The 16,120-nt window shown below is 65.0% G+C and carries 14 protein-coding genes; 6 read left to right on the forward strand and 8 right to left on the reverse strand.

The genetic code is table 11. The annotated features are described in order from the left end of the window. Positions 1-99 precede the first annotated feature (99 nt). The 4 genes from EP867_RS13260 to EP867_RS13275 all read left to right on the forward strand — a co-directional run bounded on the left by EP867_RS13260 (position 100) and on the right by EP867_RS13275 (position 4,812). Positions 100-2,070, forward strand: coding sequence for a 4Fe-4S binding protein (locus EP867_RS13260; protein ID WP_128489968.1), 1,971 nt, complete (start codon positions 100-102; stop codon positions 2,068-2,070). Position 2,071: 1 nt separating this feature from the next. Next, a complete protein-coding gene (locus tag EP867_RS13265) occupies positions 2,072-2,596 on the forward strand; it encodes a DUF2478 domain-containing protein (RefSeq protein ID WP_128489969.1) in 525 nt (174 codons plus the stop codon). A gap of 74 nt (positions 2,597-2,670) precedes the next feature. After that, a complete protein-coding gene (locus EP867_RS13270; RefSeq protein WP_128489970.1) occupies positions 2,671-3,885 on the forward strand; it encodes a trans-sulfuration enzyme family protein in 1,215 nt (404 codons plus the stop codon). A gap of 99 nt (positions 3,886-3,984) precedes the next feature. Beyond that, complete coding sequence (locus EP867_RS13275) at positions 3,985-4,812, forward strand: IclR family transcriptional regulator (RefSeq protein ID WP_128489971.1); 828 nt, start codon at positions 3,985-3,987, stop codon at positions 4,810-4,812. Positions 4,813-4,867: 55 nt separating this feature from the next. Here EP867_RS13275 and EP867_RS13280 read toward each other — a convergent pair whose 3' ends face one another. From EP867_RS13280 to EP867_RS13290, 3 genes are all read right to left on the reverse strand, one after another. Further along, the gene (locus EP867_RS13280; RefSeq protein WP_128489972.1) at positions 4,868-5,959 is read right to left on the reverse strand and encodes an acyl-CoA dehydrogenase family protein; all 1,092 of its coding nucleotides are present in this window, start codon (positions 5,957-5,959) and stop codon (positions 4,868-4,870) included. A gap of 7 nt (positions 5,960-5,966) precedes the next feature. Next, a complete protein-coding gene (locus EP867_RS13285; RefSeq protein ID WP_128489973.1) occupies positions 5,967-7,166 on the reverse strand; it encodes an acyl-CoA dehydrogenase family protein in 1,200 nt (399 codons plus the stop codon). A 243-nt stretch (positions 7,167-7,409) separates the two neighbouring features. Then, positions 7,410-7,685: a YMGG-like glycine zipper-containing protein gene (locus EP867_RS13290; protein WP_206616334.1), complete on the reverse strand. Its 276-nt coding sequence runs from the start codon at positions 7,683-7,685 to the stop codon at positions 7,410-7,412. 525 nt (positions 7,686-8,210) lie between these two features. On the opposite strand from EP867_RS13290, the gene EP867_RS13295 reads away from it, so the two are divergent. After that, positions 8,211-9,107, forward strand: coding sequence for a CobW family GTP-binding protein (locus tag EP867_RS13295; RefSeq protein WP_241656907.1), 897 nt, complete (start codon positions 8,211-8,213; stop codon positions 9,105-9,107). On the opposite strand, the gene EP867_RS13300 is transcribed toward EP867_RS13295, so the two are convergent. Beyond that, positions 9,086-10,582, reverse strand: a complete 1,497-nt coding sequence (locus EP867_RS13300) for an amidohydrolase family protein (RefSeq protein WP_128489974.1) — start codon at positions 10,580-10,582, stop codon at positions 9,086-9,088. The two genes, EP867_RS13295 and EP867_RS13300, sit on opposite strands and share 22 nt — an antisense overlap. Continuing rightward, complete coding sequence (locus tag EP867_RS13305; RefSeq protein WP_128489975.1) at positions 10,582-11,502, reverse strand: DUF6963 family protein; 921 nt, start codon at positions 11,500-11,502, stop codon at positions 10,582-10,584. Before EP867_RS13305 ends, EP867_RS13300 begins: the two co-directional genes overlap by 1 nt. Positions 11,503-11,616: 114 nt before the next feature. Here EP867_RS13305 and EP867_RS13310 point away from each other — a divergent pair, with 114 nt between their 5' ends. Continuing rightward, entirely contained in the window at positions 11,617-13,176 is a 1,560-nt protein-coding gene (locus EP867_RS13310) for an FAD/NAD(P)-binding protein (protein ID WP_128489976.1), read from the forward strand. A 24-nt stretch (positions 13,177-13,200) separates the two neighbouring features. Here the strand turns inward: EP867_RS13310 and EP867_RS13315 are convergent, their stop codons facing one another. From EP867_RS13315 to EP867_RS13325, 3 genes are all read right to left on the reverse strand, one after another. After that, entirely contained in the window at positions 13,201-14,079 is an 879-nt protein-coding gene (locus EP867_RS13315; protein ID WP_128489977.1) for an MBL fold metallo-hydrolase, read from the reverse strand. A 72-nt stretch (positions 14,080-14,151) separates the two neighbouring features. After that, positions 14,152-15,441, reverse strand: coding sequence for a DUF3422 family protein (locus tag EP867_RS13320; protein WP_128489978.1), 1,290 nt, complete (start codon positions 15,439-15,441; stop codon positions 14,152-14,154). Between the two features lie 321 nt (positions 15,442-15,762). Next, positions 15,763-16,120 (reverse strand): hypothetical protein (locus EP867_RS13325; protein ID WP_206616335.1); only part of this gene is annotated, 358 nt, incomplete at its 5' end.

Here is a 16,120-nt window from a genome sequence, read left to right on the forward strand (position 1 = left end):
CTAGATCAGCACAGGGCCTGCCGGACAAAATAACACTTTCTGCAGGATTTAGCAGAACCCTTGCCCCCGTGCACCCCCCCCTGAGACAGAAGGACAGCCATGACCCGCCACTCCGCCTGCAGCCTGACCTGCAACTGCCTCGGCTCTCTGATGCCTGATGCGGCGGCTCTCAGCCGTGCCGGTTTTGCGCCCATGGGGGGCGTGGCAACCGAGCTTTGCGGTGAAGATCTCAACCTTGTCAGCGATGCGGTCGGCGCTGCCCTGCAGGAGGGGCGGGAACTGGTCATCGGCTGCCGTCGTAAGGAAAGCTTCTTCCGCGATCTGCTGGCGGGTTCTGAGATTGATCTGAACCCCGGCTTTGTCGATGTGCATGCCCATGCCCTCTGGTCTGATGAGGCCGCAGAGGCGGGGCCGAAGCTCGCCGCTCTGCACGCCAAAGCCGCCATCGAGCTGCCCCCCGTCACCACGGTGAGCTACACATCGCAGGGGGTGACGCTGATCCTCGGCCGCGACGACCGCGCTCTGGAGCTGGCACGGGCGCTGCAGGGACAACTTGATGTGACCGTGCTGCTGCAGCCTGGCGCAGAGGCACTGCCGCGCAGCACCGATGCTTTCCCGGTGGCTCAGGGCCTGGTGAAAAAGGCCGAGGGCTGGCTTGGCGGCTTTAAGCTGGTGATCGACGCCTATTCGCTGGCCCACCCTGCCCCGCGCAGCGGCTATGGCTTTGGCGAGGGGCGCGACGGCGCGGTCTCAAACTGCGATCTGGTCATTGATCTGACGGGGGCGGCGCCCCTCTTCAGCGCCCATGATCTGCGCCCGGGCTATCTGCGCGATGACCCCGCACGCCCCGGCGTGGTGGCGGAGCTTGCCCTGAAGGCCGCAGGCCATATCGGAACCTTTGACAAAGAGCGCTTTGTCAGCCTGAACCCCGGTCTTTGCGCCCATTCGCGCAACCGCATCTCAGGCTGCAGCAACTGCGTTGATCTTTGCCCCACCGGGGCGATCACCCCGGGCGGTGATGTGGTCTCGATCGATCCGATGATCTGCGCGGGCTGCGGGCAATGCGTCGCCGCCTGCCCGGGCGGCGCGATCAGCTATGACCTGCCCCCCGTCGGCACCCTGGCCGAGCAGCTTCGCGCCATGCTGACCGCCTATGAGACTGCGGGCGGCACGGCGCAGCCGGTGATCCTTTTTGCTGACAGCAAACACGGCATGGCACTGATTGAGCTTTCGGCCCGCCTTGGGCGCGGTCTTCCGGCCCACGTGCTGCCCTTTGAGGTCAATGAGCTGACCCGTCTTGGGCCCGACACCCTCGCCGCGACCCTGGCCTGGGGGGCTGACGTGGTGCTCTTGGCCCCGGAGCGTCCCGGACATCCGCTCGACGGGCTGCAGGCGACGCTGCGGCTGATCGGTGATCTGACCGGGCCGATGGGCTATGGCGCTGAGCGGCTGGTGCTTTTGCAGACCGACGATCCGGAGGTGCTGGAGAGCCACCTGCGCCAGCCGCGCGGCAGCGCGCGTCCTGCCGCCTCGCGCTTCCTGCCGCCCTCAGACAAGCGCGGCCTGATGACCACCGCGCTGACCGAACTCAACCGTCTGGCCCCCGCAAGCCGGAGCCTGGTGCCGCTTGCCAAGGGCGCGCCCTTTGGCGCGGTGGTGCTGGATACTTCGGCCTGCACGCTCTGCATGGCCTGCGCCGGGGCCTGCCCGGCCGGTGCGCTGATCGACAACCCCGAAACTCCGATGCTGCGCTTCACGGAGAGCGCCTGCCTGCAATGCGGCATCTGCGAAGCCACCTGCCCGGAGAAGGCCATCACGTTGACCCCGCAGGCCGATTTCACCGCCTGGGATCAGCCCAAACGCGTGCTTCACGAGGAAGAGCCCTTCTGCTGCACCGGCTGCGGCAAGGGCTTTGGCACCCGCTCAGGCATTGAGCGGATCATGGCAAAGCTTGAGGGGCACTGGATGTTCACCGGCGCGCGCGGCAATACCGGCATCTCGATGCTGACGCTTTGCGAAGACTGCCGCGTCAAACGCGCGGCCGAGGCCGGATTTGAGGCGCATCACTGAAATGACCCGCCCGCTCCTGGCCGCCCTTCTCTTTGATGACGGCGCCGCCCCCGATCCGATGATCGCGGCGGTGCTGGAATGCCATCCGGGTCTGCGGGTCGCGGGCCTTTTGCAGTCCCCCGTCCGCGAGGGGGATTGCGACTGCCGCGATCTGACGGTGCGCAATCTGCAGACCGGAGAGGTCCATGCCATCACCCAGAACCTTGGCACTCAGTCGCGGGGCTGCCGCCTTGATGGCGGCGCGCTGGCAGAACTTGCGGGCGGTCTGTTGCAGGCGCTGGACGAGGGGCCGGATCTGCTGATCCTCAACCGCTTCGGCAAATCCGAGGCGGAGGGCGGCGGCCTGCGTCAGGTGCTGGAGGCGGCACTCCTGCGCGGCATACCCACCCTCGCTCCGGTCAACCCGCGCCACATCGGTCTCTGGCGCGACTACGCCGGTGATCTGGCAGAAGAGGTGCCCTGTCAGCCGCAGGCTCTGGAGAACTGGATTTCCCGTGCACTGGAGCCGGGCGAAATCTTCCTTTGAGGCTTTGACAAGGCGCTGCCGGCTTTGCACCATGCCCGCTGCATCCGCGAAAGGATGCCGCAGGGATGATAAAAATGACGACGCCGACTGACCCTTTCTCGACACTCGCACTCCATGGGGCCGAAGAAGCCCGCAGCGCCGCAGCGCCGGTCTCGCCCTCCCCCGTGACCGCGACCAGCTTTTTCGCAGACCCCTCTGCCATCGGCTTTTCCGCCAATGACATGGCGAGCAAAGCCCCGCCCTTCTACACCCGCTGGGGCAATCCCACCGTCTCGCTGCTGGAAGAGCGCCTGACCCTGCTGGAGGGCGGTGAAGGCGCGGTCTGCTATGCCTCGGGCATGGGGGCTGTGGCGGGGCTTTTCGCGGCGCGGCTGAAGGCGGGCGATCACCTGGTGCTGTCAGACGTCTGCTACGCAGGCGTGGCGGAACTCGTCAATGACTGGCTGCCGCGCCAGGGCATTGAGGTGAGCTTTACTGACACCTCAGACCCGGCCGCCGTTGCCGCCGTTCTGCGCCCCGGTCAGACCCGGCTGATCCATATTGAAACTCCCGCCAACCCGATCCTGAAACTCACCGATATCGCCGCCATGGCCACGCTCGCCCATGACATCGGGGCCGAGCTGTCCGTGGACAGCACCATCGCCACCCCGATCGCCACCCAGCCGCTGAAGCTCGGGGCGGATTTTGTGGTGCATTCGCTGACGAAATATATCTGCGGCCATGGCGATGCGCTTGGCGGAGCGGTCATCGTGAAAGAACCCGCGCATCTGGCGGCTTTGCGCGCGGGTGTGCTGGTCCATATGGGCGCGCCGCTGGCGCCGCTTTCGGCCTGGCTGATCCTGCGCGGGCTTGAAACCCTGCCGCTTCGAATGGAAAAGCATGAGGCCAATGCCCGCATTCTGGCGGAATTTCTGCAAAACCACAGCGCCGTGCGCTCGGTTCTCTGGCCGGGGCTTGCCGGGGCCCCGCAGGCGGACCTGGCGCAGCGCCAGATGCAGAATTTCTCGGGCCTGCTGAGTTTTTCGCTGCACAAAGACAGCGCCGCCACTGCGCAGCGCATGTTTGAGGAATTCCGCACCATTTCCTATGCGGTCTCGCTGGGCAAAACCAAAAGCCTGATGTTCCACATCGGCACCGAAGATATCCTGCGGTCCTCCTTCCGCCTGAGCGCGGCCAGCGAAGCGGCCTATCGTGACGCCGCCGGAGAAGGCGTCTTCCGCTTCTCTGTGGGCCTCGAGAACCCCGCGGATCTGATCGCCGATCTGGAGCACGTCCTCGGGCACGGCTGAGACGCGCCTTCTCTGATCCGCGCCGGGCCGGAGCCGCTTCCCCTGGCCCGCTGCGCGGATTAGAACACGCCCAGGGACGGAGACAGAAAGTTTAAGCATATGAAGAAACGCAGCGAACTTCCGCAGATTGCGGAGGCCGGAGACGGCAGGGCGCCGCTGGACGGCGACCGGCAGTTTGTTGCAGCGCTCTGGCGCGGAATGGAAGTTCTGCGGGTCTTTGGCCCGCGCGACGACGGATTGAGCAACCAGGAGATTGCCGCACGCACGGGCTTCAGCCCCTCAACGGTGTCGCGGCTGACCTATACGCTGAGTGTCATGGGCCACCTTCGCTATGTGGCGCGGGACGGGCGCTACCGGCTGGGCATGCCGGTGCTGGGTCTGGGGCTGGCCTGCCTTGCGGGCCTCGCCATCCGGCAGATCGCGCATCCTTTGATGCAGGAGCTGGCGGATTTTGCAGGCCCCGGCAACCTCGTGTCGCTTTCGATGCGCGAGGGGCTGTCTATGACCTATATTCATTCGGTGCGGGCAGAAACGCAGATGTCGCTCTCGCTGGATCTGGGCACAAGGATCAACCTCGCCCGCAGCTCGGCAGGACGGGTCTGGCTGGCCGCCTGCCCGGACGACGAGCGCGAAGCGGTGCTTGCACGCATCGCCACTGAGGAAGCGGGCGGGCCCGCCCTTGTGCGCAGCCTGCGCGAGGGGATAGAGTCCGTGCGGACCAAAGGCTATGCGCTGAATATCGGCGGTTGGCGTCCGGGGGTGAACGTGGTGGCTGTGCCGATCGCGCCCCAGGGGTCAGATCAGACGGTTTATGCGCTTGGCTGCGGCGGCCCGTCTTACCGGCTGACGCCGGAGTATCTGGAAGGGGAAATCGCGCCGCGCCTTCTGGATATCACCCGCCGGATCGCCGCAAGCCGGCCCGGCTGACGAAAAAGGCCCGCCCGGATCCGGGCGGGCCTTTTCTTTATCGAGAGAGACCGGCTTATTCGCCAAGGCCCCCCAGGGCCGACAGACGGTCCATATGGAAATCGAAGTCCCCGAAAAGCATCTCGACCATCGTCAGACGCTTGAAGTAATGGCCAGCGGCCAGCTCCATCGTCATGGCGATACCGCCGTGCAGCTGCACCGCTTTCTGACCCACTTCGCGGGCCGAGCGGTTGATCTGCACCTTGGCCGCCGAAAGCCTGCGGGCACGGGCTTCTGCATCCGCTTCAGAGACGCTCATCGAGGCGAAGTAAGACATCGACCGCGCGAGTTCCGTCGCGATCATCATCTCAGCCGCCTGATGCTGCACCGCCTGGAAAGACCCGAGCGTGACGTTGAACTGCACGCGCGTCTTCAGATAGTCCACCGTCTGATCGAGCAGCGCCTGCATTGCGCCCACGGCTTCGGCACAGGCCGCAGCCAGCAGACGGGCCTCGGTCTCAGCGATCAGGGCAGCAGCGTCGCCCGCGATCTGCACCGCCGGGGTGGCGGCGAAGACCACCTCCGCGCCGCGCTGGCCGTCCTGGGTGGGATAGCCGGTGCGGGTCAGACCCGCCGCATCCGATTTCACCAGGAACAGCGCCGGAGCGCCATTCAGCTCGGCAGAGACGATCAGCAGATCTGCTTCCGCCCCATAGCGCACCAGAGATTTTTTACCCGAAAGCACAAAGCCTTCGCCCGCAGCTTCCGCCGTGACCTTCTGACCAGTGGCATCTTTCGCCGCATAGGCCACGGTAACCGCGCCGTCGATGATCTCTTCGATCAGCGACAGCACCGCATCCGAGCCGTCCTGCGACAGCAGCGCCGGGGCGGCGACAAAGGTGTCAAGCACCGGGCCGGTCAGCAGCGCACGGCCTGCACGCTCCATCACCAGCATGGTGTCGGCAGCCGTGCCGCCCAGACCACCGGCCTCTTCGCTGAAAGGCAGCGCGAAAAGACCCATTTCCGCCATGGCCTCCCACAGCGCCGGATCAAAGCCGGGGGCTGCGCGGGTGAATTTCTGGCGGGTTTCAAAGTCGCATTTGTCGGCCAGCAGCCGGGCAAATGCATCATCCAGCATCCGCTGTTCGTCGGTCAGATCGAAGTTCATGCGCGCCTCACAGCCCCAGGATCATCTTGGCGATGATGTTTTTCTGCACTTCATTGGCCCCGCCATAGATCGAGACCTTGCGCATATTGAAATAAAGCGCCGCAGCGGTGTCGGCGAACTCCGGCCCCGGCGTCTGCTGGCGCAGCTCCACTTCAAGATGCGGGAAGGGCCAGCTGTCTTCGCCGATCACATCGAGGAGAAGCTCGGTCGATTTCTGCTGCGTCTCCGAGCCGCGGATCTTCAGCACCGATGAGGCCGGATCGGGCTTGCCGGTATTGCCGCGCGAGGCTTCGGCCGAGAGAACACGCAGGGCGGTCATCTCAAGGGCTTTCAGCTCAATCTCGGTCTGAATGAAGCGGTCGCGGAAGCGCGGATGCTCCATCACCGGTTTGCCGTCGCGCAGGGTCTTTTCGGCCAGCTCTTTCACCAGGCGCATGCGGCCCTTGGAAATGCCGATCCGCGCGATACCCACGCGCTCGTTGCCAAGCAGGAATTTCGCGTAATCCCAGCCTTTGTTCTCTTCACCAACCAGGCCATCGAGCGGGATGCGCACATCGTCGAAGAAGACCTCGTTGACTTCCACACCGCCGTCGATGGTCTGGATCGGACGCACGGTGACGCCCGGAAGCGTCATATCCACCAGGAAGAACGAGATCCCGGCCTGTTTCTTCGCCTCCGGATTGGTGCGGGCCAGAACGAAGATCATATTGCCGTATTGGCCATAGGTGGTCCAGGTCTTCTGCCCGTTGATCACCCATTCATCGCCATCGCGCACCGCGCGGGTTTTCAGCGAGGCAAGGTCAGAGCCTGCCGAGGGTTCGGAGAAACCCTGGCTCCACCAGTCGTCCATATTGGCGATGCGCGGCAGATATTTCTTCTTCTGCTCTTCTGAGCCGAAGGTATAGATCACCGGGCCGACCATGTTCACGCCGAAGGACAACAGGTCCGGCGAGGGCGCAGCCTGGCATTCTTCGATGAAGATATATTGCTGCACTGCCGTCCAGCCCGGACCGCCGTATTCCACCGGCCAGCGCGGCGTCGACCAGCCCTTTTTGTGCAGAATGCGGGCCCATTCCACGATCATATCGCGGGTGGCCACGCGGAACTGCTCCATGTGGCGGCGGGTCGCCTCGGGCAGGTTCTCGCGGATGAAGGCGCGGACTTCCCTACGGAAGGCCTCTTCTTCGGCAGTGAAATTCAGATCCATCTGGCTCTCCGTCAGATCCGGGTTCACCCGCCCCCGCCCGGGGGAGCGGGCAGAGGCAGGTATCGGCTGGCCCCGCGGTCTTACGGGGTAATTCCGCAATGCGGAATGTATTTCCGCAATTTGCGGCCCTTCCTAGCCGTCACCTCCGGTTCTGTCAATTCGTCGCAGCGCCGACTCCGCGTGAAACGCAAAACCCCCGCTCCGGCCAGCGGAGCGGGGGTTTTGACGATCGGGATCGGCAGATCAGCAGGCCGCGATCCAGGTGCGACCGGTGCGGGTGTCGCGGTAGCGGCAGCGCCCGTCATTGGTCTGCCCGAGGTTCGAGGCAACCGCCCCGGCGAGGCCGCCGATGATGGCCCCTTCAACCGGCTTGTCGTCCACGACCTGACCCAGAACGGCCCCGGCGACCGCACCGGTCGCCACCGCACCGGCGGTGTTTTGATTGTAATTTCCCTGCTGCACGCAGCCTGCAAGCCCGAGAAGCCCACACAGGCTCAGCACTCCGAGTTGTTTGCGCATGACCATCCTCCAACGCTTGAACAATGCGTGCGAGGTGCACGCCATGACGGGGAAACCCCTTCGGGAGGGAAATGTTCCATCGCAAAACACCGGCCGGAGCCGATGCGGCGGGCGTCAGCCGGAGACCGGCCCCGTAGTGGCGGGTGTAGGGGCGGGTGGGCTGCCCGCTGTCGAGGGGCGGCGGAGGCGGCAGAGGCAAGAATGAGTATTTAAGAAAAGCCAAAGGGCTGCCCTGGCTCTCCATTCAGGCGGCGCTTTTGGCGAAGCGGGGGCGGCGCGGACCGGGGGGTGTAAGGCAGGGGTTGTAACGAGGGGTTGGAGCGCTCAGCGGTTTGGGGTCACAGGAAGGTGAAGGGGACGGCCGCGATTTCATGCTAAGCTTAAATCGTCGCCGGGCCACATGCGGTTGCCTCTGACAGTTGTCTTGTCCCTGATCTGCAAATGCGCACGGCGACGACATCCCCCCTTGAAGCTGTCTGCAGCCTTTGATCTCTGGCTCTGACGGCGCAGGCTTTGGGGATCTTCATGACACCGGTGGTTTTGATAACGGGCTTTCTTGGCGCGGGGAAAACCACGCTGATCAACCAGTTGCTGCGCGGCGATCACGGGCTGCGGATCGCGGCCATCGTCAATGACTTTGGTGCGATCAATATCGATGCGGCGCTGCTGGCGGATGCGGCAGACAGCGTGATCGGGCTGGAAAACGGCTGCATCTGCTGCGCGCTGCAGGGTGATCTGTTGCGCAGCCTGCGGCTTGTGCTGGAGCGCAGCCCCGATCTGATCGTGATTGAGGCCTCGGGCGGCTCGGATCCGCGGGGGATCCTTGAGGTGCTTTCAGATCCGATCCTGACCGGTTTACTCCGCACCGATGCCGTGGCCGCGCTGGTCGATGCCGAAGATCTGGCCGCGGCGCCGCAGCGGCTGCGCGATCCGCTCTGGCAGGCGCAGGTCCGGGCGGCGGATTTCGCGCTGATCAGCAAAGGCAGCCTCAGCCCGGGGCTTCAGGCGCAGCTGGCAATGTTTCGCAAGCCGTTGATTTCCCTGCAGGACCAGGGGATCCCCCTCGCGCTTTTGCTGGGCGAGAGCGGGGCTTTGCGCAAAGCCCCCGAGCCGGGGCGCGTGACGGCGGATCACCTGGCGAGCCTTGAGTGGGAAAGCCCCCTGCCCCTTGACCCTGAGGGCTTCACCGCAGCGCTGCAGGAGATTGCGCCGCAGCTTCTGCGCGCCAAGGGCTGGCTGCGCTTTGCCCCTGCGCCCGGGGATCTGCATCTTCTGCAGCTTGCAGGGCAACGCGCGAGCCTCAGCCCCGCGCCGCCGCGCAGCGATGTGACTGGCGCAAAGCTGGTGCTGATCGGCCTGCGGGAGAGCTTTGAGCCTGAGGAGTTAGCCCGGGCTCTCGATCAAAGCCGCCGGATCGGCTGACCCGGGCGCAGATCGGGCTGCAGCTCCCCCGAAAGGATCACCGGCACCCCATTGACCAGAAGATGCCTCACCCCCTGGCTGCGGGCATTCATCTGCAGAAAATCGGCCTTTTCGCCAAAGGTTTGCGGATCAAAGACCAGAATATCCCCGTCACATCCGACCTGCATCCGCCCCTTCTTCGCCATATCCGGCACCGCGCCCTGCAGGATCTGCGCCGGGATCAGGGTGCATTTCGAAATCCCCTCCATCAAAGGCAGCAGCGCACGCTCGCGGATGTAGTGGCGGAAGAACCGCGCGAAAGTCCCTGAGGAGCGCGGATGCGAGAAGAGCCGCTCGGGCAAAGGCCAGTCGGCGCCCTCATAGGTTTCGCCCTCCGCATCGATCCAGGGCATGGCATCTGAGGCGATGGCCCCGCCGGGGAAGGTGATCGCGGCATCGAGTTCGGCCAGATGCGGCTCGCCCGGACCGGCCTGAAGAAAATGCGTCAGCACAAGGGCCGAAGGGTCACGTTCGGCATGCGCGAGCACATCCGCGCGGTCTTTCATCCGATAGCCGGTCGCCACAAGCTGCAGACTGTCATAGCGCCGCCCGGTTTTTTCAGGAAACTTCGGATCCGCATAGAAAGAGGCGCCGATGACGGTGGACCCCGTGCCCCAGGGATAGGCCTCAACGGTGATTGGCAGGCCCTGGTCCCGGGCCTTACGGATCAGTCGCGCCGCGCCCTGAATATCGGTCCCGGAGGTGGAATTGAGGTGACAGATATGCATATGCGCGCCCGTGGCCCCGGCATAGCCGATCAGCCGGATATAGGCCTCTGTGGCGGATTTCGGGTCGATATTGGCGTCATAGGCGACATGGGTATAGGTCGCCACGCCCCGATCGGCGGCGAGCTGACAGACCGCCGTCATCTCTTTGACGCCCGAGCCGCTGGCATAGGCATTGGGAATGCCGATCCCGATCGCCCCCTCGTCCAGCCCCTGCGCGATGAGGGCGACGATTGCCTCCACCTCGCGGCTGTCTGCGATGTCATCGCTCCAGCGGCGATCCTTTGCGGCGGCCCCCATCTGGCGCAAAGGCGCGCCCGGAACGAGAGGGACATCGCTCATCACCGCGCGCCGCGCCAGAATCCAGGCCGCCGCCGCACCATAGTTGAGGGTCCGCCCGGTTTCGGCCTGGGCCGCATACCAGGCCCCCACCGGCAGGACCCCGGCCTCCATCTCGAGGGTGGTGGTCACGCCGTCAAAGGCCTGCATCCGGTCTGCGGGCAGCGACTGGCCATGGGCGTGCAGATCAATGAATCCCGGCACCACCAGATGCCCCTCTGCCTCCAGTTCAGCGAGGGCAGAGCCCGCTACCTTGCCGATGGCCACGATTTTTCCACCGCGCAGCGCCACATCTGCCAGGGCGTCAAAACCGGTCTCCGGGTCCATCACCCGTCCGCCCCGGATCACCAGATCGTAAGTCTCGCCGCTCATCACAGGCTCCGCTGCCAAAGAAACTGCCGTGCTGCGGGGGCGGTCAGCCAGCCCGCGTCAACATCGGCCCAAACCTCACTCACGGCCCGGCCAAGGCATCTGCCCCCCTGCCAGACCGGCGTTCCGCAATAAATCGCCGTAATGCCGGGGCGCCCGCGCTGAAAGGCGGGATTGGCCGAGCGGATCGCCGTCACCATGCCTGCGGCATCGAGGTCAATGCGTTCCTCCGCTGCGAGCGTCACGCAAAGACGATCGGGCAAAGCGCCAAAGCCATAGCCCGCCTGTGGCCCGCCAAGCGCCTCAATGCCGATGGCCCCCAGGGCCTCTGCCAGGGCCGGGGCGGTCAGCGCCGGAGCGGCGATGGAGTTCAGAACCACCGCCACAGCCTGCTCTCCGCTTTGCCACAGAAAACTGCCGCAATCGCAGCGCGCCGCGACCCGTGGCGCATTGGCCAGCAGAACCGGCCCCCGGCGCGGCAGCACGATCAGCCCCGCATCGAGCCCCGGCTCTGCGGCGAGTGCGGCCTCAAGCCCGGGCTGGTCGATCTGCCCGCGCCGCATCAGATCAAAGACATGGGTATTCAATGCCACCCCCGCCCGGGTCAGGCCGGAGGGCAGGCGGTGCCCCGTCACCAGCCCCTCCGGACCGCCGGGCAAGAACTGCTCCAGGGGGAGGGGGCGGTCGGGGCCGCTTGAGATCACCGCCGCCAGAGGCGCGCTCTCCCACCCTTCGGGCAGCGTCAGCCCCTGGCTGCCGCCCCGCTGGGTCACAGAACTCAGCAGCCCCCCGCCCTCCTGCGACCATGCGCGAAAGACCGCGAAGCCTCCGATCTCACCAACCCCAAGCATTTCAATGGCCTGCAAGACCCGCAGCGCCGCAGCGCCCGCGCCCGGCCCCCGAATAGCGATCCCCGTTGTCATAGAACTCTCCCCCGGCTGCGCGAAGGTGGCAGCGCCCCCGGGCGGCGTCAAGACGGCCCTGCAACCCTTTCGGCCCAGGCCGCGTTAGCCCTTCACACGAGAGGGGAGGGGCGCATGAAAACCGCGATCATCGGCACCGGCCCGACGGGGCTTTATACCTTCCAGGCCTTGCTGCGGGCAGGCGGTCCGCACCATATCGTGCTTTTTGAAGCCGGCGCGCAGATCGGCATCGGCATGCCCTGGTCGGCAGAAACCACCAGCGCCAGCATGCTCGCCAATATCGCCAGCATCGAAATTCCCGATCTGCCGGAGCGCTATATCGACTGGCTGAAACGACAGCCTGAAACGGTTCTCCGCCCCTTCAGCGTTGATCCCGCCACGGTGGAGGAGCGCGACTTTACCCCCCGGCTGCTGATCGGACAGTATTTTGCCGATCAGATGCAACAGCTTATAACCATCGCACAGGCCGCAGGGGTCACCGTCGACACCTTTGAGACCTGCCGCGTGACCGATATCACCCCGGCGGCTGAGGGATATACCCTCGAAACCGACCGCGCCGGGACGCAGAGCGGCTTTCGCCATGTAGTCCTTGCCACCGGGCATAAATTTGAGCGCGATGACGATCTGACGGACCATTATTTCCCCAATCCCTGGTCCGGGCTGGTCACGGTGGCGGTTCCGGCGGGCCATATCGGCATCATGGGCACCTCGCTCAGCGCGATTGATGCGGCCATGGTGGTTGCAGGCCAGCACGGGCAGTTCACGCGCAACGACGGCCGGCTGATCTGGCAGCCGCGCGGGTCTGAGGCGCTGACCATCACCCTGATGTCCTGGAGCGGCGTTCTGCCTGAGGCGGATTTCTACTGCCCGATCCCCTGGGAGCCGCTGGAGATCATGACGGAGGAGGCAGTCCTTGAAGCCGCAGAGGGGCCAGAGCCTTTCGCGCGTATCTGGGATCTGTTCAAAGCGCAGCTTCAGACCTCTGATCCGGCCTGGTCGGACCGCATTAATCTGGCCAGTCTCACCCCGGAGACCTTTTCGGAGGCCTATTTCCGCCCGCGCGAAGAGGGCGACACCTTTGCCCATGCGCGGCGCAATCTGGCCGAGGCGGAACGCAACCGCGAGGCCCGCCATACCATCCCCTGGCGCTATGCCATTCTGCGGATGCATGAGCAGGTCGAGAAGGCCGTCCCCGCCTTCTCAGAGGCGGAAACCAAACGCTTCAACGCCACGCTGAAATCCGTCTTCACCGACAATTATGCCGCCGTCCCGCCGCTGTCGATTGAGCGGGTGCTGGCACTGCGCGACGCAGGCGTCCTTGAGATTCTTGCCCTCGGCGAGGATTATGAGCTGACCCACCACCGGGGTTACAGTGAGGTCATTGCCAGGGGCAAAACCTATCGCCTCGACACCTTTATCGACGCCCGTGGCCAGTGTCCGCAGACCAGCAAAGACCTGCCCTTCCCCAGCCTCTCCCGCGCGCTGCTGCAGGCCGGACAGGAAGAGCCGCAGCTTTCCGAGAGCTTTGCCTTGCAATCCCTGCCGGGTTATGAGGGGCGACTTTACTTCGGGGCCCTGCCCTTTCTGATGGAAGATCAGCCCTTTGTGCAGGGGCTGACCTCCTGTGCGCGCAACGGCGCGACGATCGCCGAAGCCATCATCCGCGACGCCTGACCCCATGGTTCAGCGGACCGGCCCTCACCCCCAGGGCGCGTGCAAAAGATCGAGCGGGATTTTCAGATAGCGCCGCCCGTTCTCCTCCGGCTCCGGCAGGCGGCCTGCATTGGTATTCACCTGCAGCGCATGAAGGATCAGTTTGGGCATCGGCAGCGTGGCATCCCGCGCCTCGCGCAGAGCGACAAAATCGTCTTCGGTCAGACACTGAGAGATGTGGCTGTTGGTGGCGCGCTGCTCCGCCACGGTGCTTTCATAGCGAAGCTCCCGCCCGCCGGGCTGGTAGTCGTGCCCGGTGAAAAGCCGTGTTTCCTCCGGCAGTGCCAGAATCCGCTGAATAGAGGCCCAGAGCGCCCGGGCCGAGCCGCCGGGAAAATCCGCCCTGGCCGTGCCGCTGTCGGGCATGAAAAGCGTGTCGTGGATGAAGGCCGCATCCCCCGCCACATAGGTCACCGAGGCGAGGGTATGCCCCGGCGAGAGCATCACACGCACCGGAATTTCGCCGATGAAAAATTCGTCACCATCCGCAAAGAGACGATCCCACTGCCGCCCGTCCTCAGGCGCGTCGGTCAGATTGTAAAACCCGTTCCAGAGTTTTTGCACCTCACAGACCTTTTCGCCAATGCCGATCGGCGCACCGGTTTTCGCCCGGAGGTAAGAGGCGGCTGAGAAGTGATCTGCATGGGGGTGGGTGTCGAGGATGCAGACCGGCGTCAGCCCCTCGGCCTCAAGGAATGCGAGAATGCGGTCTGCATTCTCTGTCGAGGTGGCGCCGGATTTCTCGTCGAAATCCAGCACCGGATCGATGATGGCGCAAAGCCGCGTCGCCGGATCACTGACCACATATTGCACTGAGAAGCTGCGCTTGTCGTAAAACGCTTTTACGTCAGGATGATGGCTCATGTCGCTCTCCGCAGGCTGCGCCCCGGGATCACAGCACGGAAGCGCGGCTTTGCGCAAGCAGGCAGCGCCGGATCAATGGAACCTGCGCCGGATCCGCCGCAGCCCCAGCCAGACGAGGAAGACCACCGGCAGGACCAGAACCCCCGTCAAAAGCTCTTTGCCAAGCCCTGCGGGCTTCGCCAGCGGATAGAGCAGATAGGTGCAGAGGTTCACCGCGTAATAGCCGATCGCCACAACGGAAAGCCCCTCAACCGTGTGCTGAAGGCGCAGTTGCAGATCGGCGCGGCGATCCATGCTTTCCAAAAGCGCCTGGTTTTCCGCCGAGCGTTCCACCTCAACCCTGGTCCTCAGCAACTCCGCCGCCCGGGTTGCCCGCTCTGAGAGCGCGCGCAGACGGCTTTCGGCGGATTTTACCGTCCGCATCGCCGGATCAAACCGCCGCGTCATAAACTCGCCAAAGGTCTGACGCCCCGAGAGCCGCTCCTCTCCCATGATCGAGACGCGCTGGTGCAAAATCGCCTCATAGGCTGAGGTCGCGCCGAAGCGAAAGGCCCCGCCGACGGCCAGCCGCTCAAGCTCTGCGGTGATCGACAAAAGCGCATGCAGCGTCTCATCCGGGGACCGGCCGCCTGCCTCCCCCTCCAGCCCCTCAACCAGATCGGTCAGCCGCGGGTCGAGTTCATTCAGCGCCGCCGTCAGCATCCGCGCCTGATGCAGACCCAGCATCGACATCGTGCGATAGGTCTCAAGCTCGCAGAGTCTTTGCACAATCCGGCCAATCCGGCGCGGACCGGTGCCGCGCTTGACGAAAACCGCAAACCGCATGTGCCCGGCGGGATCGATGCGGAAATCCCCCGCGATCACGCCCGACCCTTCTGTGATGCGGCTGGCGGCCAGGCTCTCGGGGACAAACCAGTCCTCAAGCTTCGCCAGAAGTTCACTTTCATCCTCGGGCATCTCTTCGACGCGCAGCAAAAGCGAAATCAGCCTCAGCCCCGGCGCTTTCGCGCGCCAGTCTTTCGGGAAAACATCCGCCTCTGCCGGATCAAAAGGTCGGGGCGAGAGCCCGGGGGTGAAGGCCGAATAGCTCACAAATTCGGTGTGGCTTTCCCATTTCACCTCAGAGCGGCCAAGCGCGCCGGAGTAATGCGTGGCCCCCGGCTCAGGCAGAACGCCGCCCGCGCGGGTGACCAGATCCGACAGATGCGCCAGATCTTCGCTGCGATCGCGCCCCGCCGGGTTGTCGGGTTGCATGAAGGCCACCAGCGCCACCGTTGAAGGCAGCGTCACGGTCGGAAACGGCCGCGCGTGCAATTCATTCACGGTGGCATAGCGAAGCGGGTGATCGGTGACAGGCGACATGGCAACCCCGGTGCAGTTCGTGCTTTTGGCAAATCAAATGCGACCGCACTGCGCCAGTGAATTTCAAAACCCCCGGCGCAGATGCGACCATCTGGCACAGAACGCACTGCCCCGAAGGCCGATGCTTTGCCACAGCTGATCCTATGGCAAATCAGCAAACCCGCAGCGCAAAAGCAATCCCGCAGTCGCATCCCGGACAATGTTTCTTGCAGGATCAGGTGCCTGGCCCCCAAATCCGCCCGCGCGCGCAGCGGGCCAGCGCGCCCCTCAGCGCGGCGGTGGCTGTGGGCGGGGAACCCCCCGCCTGCAGCGCGCGTCCCGTCAGAATGAAGAACGGTGCGAGGGTGCCGCCGGCCGGATCAGACCGGCAGTCCCGCCGACCGACGCTTCATTCTGCGACAGAAGACGATCGATCAGGCGGCGCTGCTCCCGGCTGACGGGCCCGCCGAGCCGCACGGTATCGGGCGGCGCAGTGCCGGCCCCGGCACCACCGCCGGTGGGGCCGATCAGATCGAGAGCCGCCTGCCCCAGGATCTGGCCGCTGACGACGGGCGCGGGCGATGTGATGCCAGCCACGGGCGGCAGGGCGGCGACCGGCGGGTTCACGACGGAGGTGGAGGACTCTGATGTTGTAACCGCCCCCCGACGGCATCTTTGTGCCAAGGTGGGATCGTCACAA

The sequence above is a fragment of the Falsigemmobacter intermedius genome (genome assembly GCF_004054105.1).
GTDB lineage: Bacteria > Pseudomonadota > Alphaproteobacteria > Rhodobacterales > Rhodobacteraceae > Wagnerdoeblera > Wagnerdoeblera intermedia.